The organism is Comamonas sp. GCA5 (assembly GCF_036541385.1).
GTDB lineage: Bacteria > Pseudomonadota > Gammaproteobacteria > Burkholderiales > Burkholderiaceae_C > Comamonas > Comamonas aquatica.
Genome location: NZ_JAZHFR010000162.1, coordinates 1 through 2,403 on the forward strand (window position 1 = coordinate 1; position 2,403 = coordinate 2,403).

The 2,403-nt window shown below is 68.0% G+C and carries 3 protein-coding genes; 1 reads left to right on the forward strand and 2 read right to left on the reverse strand.

Annotated features, from left to right (window positions below):
• The coding region (locus SJH88_RS18880) for a DUF4124 domain-containing protein (protein ID WP_274755359.1) at positions 1–315 on the reverse strand (315 nt) is incomplete at its 3' end.
• Between the two features lie 172 nt (positions 316–487).
• On the opposite strand from SJH88_RS18880, the gene ppk2 reads away from it, so the two are divergent.
• Entirely contained in the window at positions 488–1,630 is a 1,143-nt protein-coding gene (gene ppk2 / locus SJH88_RS18885) for a polyphosphate kinase 2 (RefSeq protein ID WP_045266392.1), read from the forward strand.
• A gap of 162 nt (positions 1,631–1,792) precedes the next feature.
• On the opposite strand, the gene SJH88_RS18890 is transcribed toward ppk2, so the two are convergent.
• Positions 1,793–2,403 (reverse strand): substrate binding domain-containing protein (locus SJH88_RS18890; protein ID WP_274755360.1); only part of this gene is annotated, 611 nt, incomplete at its 5' end.

Here is a 2,403-nt window from a genome sequence, read left to right on the forward strand (position 1 = left end):
CGGGCCGGCGTCGCTTTGGGCCTGGGCGGCTTCGCGCTCGGCCTGCAGCGCCTGCTCGGCGCGGCGGCGTTCCAGGGCCTGCTGGTACTGGGCTTCCTGCTGGGCGCGCTCTTCCGGGGTCGGGGCGGGCAGCACCTCCTTGCCGCTCTGGCTGGGCGCGCAGGGGGTGCCGGTGTAGGTGATGCGCCCCTGGGCATCGGTGCAGCGGAACACCTGGGCCTGGGCGGGCCCGGCGATCCAGGCGCCCGCCAGGGCGCACAGCAGTGCCACGCCAGGGCGGCGGAACAGCGAAGCGGCAGGTGGGCACATTGACATAGATCGAACTTTCACCTGGAAACCCGGCGAGGGCAACAGAGAAGCACGGCATCTGCTGTCAGTGCGATGCCTTGCAGGGGTGTCGGTCAATGGTATCGTCAAGCGCTGGATGTGATGTTGTTTATGAATCTCTGCACGGCGCGCGGCCGTGCAGGGGCAGGAGTTTTCGCGTATGGCCGACAAGCCCACCCCCAGCAATTCCCGATCCGAAGCACCCCCGGCCGAGCACGGCAAGCGCAAAGCCGCCGCCGGCGATGTGGCGGTGGGCCAGGATGCCAAGTCGATCGAGCAGTTCGTGGCCGGCCAGGCCACGCAGGCGGCGCAAAAGCGCCGGGTGGCCGCGGTGCTGAGCGTGCTGGACGCGCCGGGTACCGACAAGGAACGTGCCAAGGCGCTGCGTGCGCTGCTGGAAGGCTCCGACCCCGACGACCAGAAGGCGCTGCGCAAGGCCTTGAACAAGCTGGACGGCACCGGCAAGAAGGAGCCGCGCCCCAACCCGGACGAGGAGCTGGCCAAGGACTGGAAGGAGGGCGGCTATCCGTATGCCAACCTGCTGCGCCGCTCGGTCTATGAAAAGGAAAAGTTCCGCCTGCAGGTGGAGCTGCTGAAGTTGCAGGCCTGGGTCAAGGAGACCGGCCAGCGCGTGGTCATCGTTTTCGAAGGGCGCGACGCGGCCGGCAAGGGCGGCAGCATCAAGCGTTTCATGGAGCACCTGAACCCCCGCGGTGCGCGCGTGGTGGCGCTGGAAAAGCCCTCGCCGACCGAGCAGGGCCAGTGGTACTTCCAGCGCTACGTGCAGCACTTGCCCACGGCGGGCGAGATCGTGCTGCTGGACCGCAGCTGGTACAACCGCGCCGGCGTGGAGCGCGTGATGGGCTTTTGCACGGACGCGCAGTACCGCCAGTTCATGCAGGATGCGCCGCAGTTCGAGCGCATGCTGGTCAACAGCGGCGTGCATGTGATCAAGTTCTGGTTCAGCGTCAGCCGCAAGGAGCAGCGCCGCCGCTTCAAGGAGCGCGAGACGCACCCGCTCAAGCAGTGGAAGCTCAGCCCCATCGACCAGGCTTCGCTGGACAAGTGGGACGACTACACGCGCGCCAAGGAGGCGATGTTCTTCGAAACCGACACCGCCGATGCGCCCTGGACGGTGATCAAGAGCGACTGCAAGAAGCGCGCGCGCCTGAACGCCATGCGCTATGTGCTGCACAAGCTGGCCTACAAGAACCGCGACCTGGAGAAGGTGGGCAAGCTGGACTCGCTGATCGTCGGCCGCGCCTCGGCCGTGTACGAGCGCGGCGAAAAAGCCGCGAACTGAGAGACTGCGAAAACAAGAGCGGCTGGCGCATGCTCTGCAAACATTTCAATGGGTTAAGCCTTTGAAATGCCCGCGGGTCAAGCGCGGTCAGCTATCAACTTTTTCCAACCACCCACAGCACCGGCCACGGTGCTGTTTGTTTTGGTGCGCGGCGGTACAGGGTCAGCGCAGCGTGCCGTTCAGCTGCGCAAAGTAGGCCTGCAGCTCGGCGATCGCCTGGCGCACCTTGGCGGGCTGGGCATCGCGCTGTGGCGTCACGGCCCAGATGTCGAGCAGGCCCATCTCCCAGTCGGGCAGCAGGCGCACCAGGTGGCCGTCGCGCACGCGGTCGGCCACGTCGATGGCGGACAGCAGGGCCACGCCCAGGCCGGCCTCGCACAGCTCCTGCACGGCCATCTGGTGGTTGCTGTGCAGGTGCGGCAGCAGCTGCAGGCTGTACAGCGCCTGCGTGTCGCGGTGGCGCCACTGCAGGGTGCGCAGGGCATCGCCGGAACGGTGCAGGGCCAGCCAGTGCGCGCTGCTCAGCTGTTCCGGGTGCTGCAGCGGCTGTGGCTGCGCGGCCACCCAGCGCGGCGCGGCGCACAGCCAGTTGGGGGTGCTGGCCAGCTTGCGCGCCACCCAGGTCGAGTCGGGCAGGTGGCCAAAGCGCAGGGCCACGTCCACCCGCGCCTGGATCAGGTCGATGGTGGCGTCGTCCAGCAGCAGGCCCAGGCGCAGCTGCGGAAAGCGCGCCAGCCAGGCGCCCAGGGCCGGGGCCGCATGCCGGGCAAAGC

What these genes read in the sequence shown, in the direction of transcription:
- ppk2 (WP_045266392.1), top strand. Translation starts at nt 488, where the DNA reads ATGGCCGACAAGCCCACCCCCAGCAATTCCCGATCCGAAGCACCCCCG.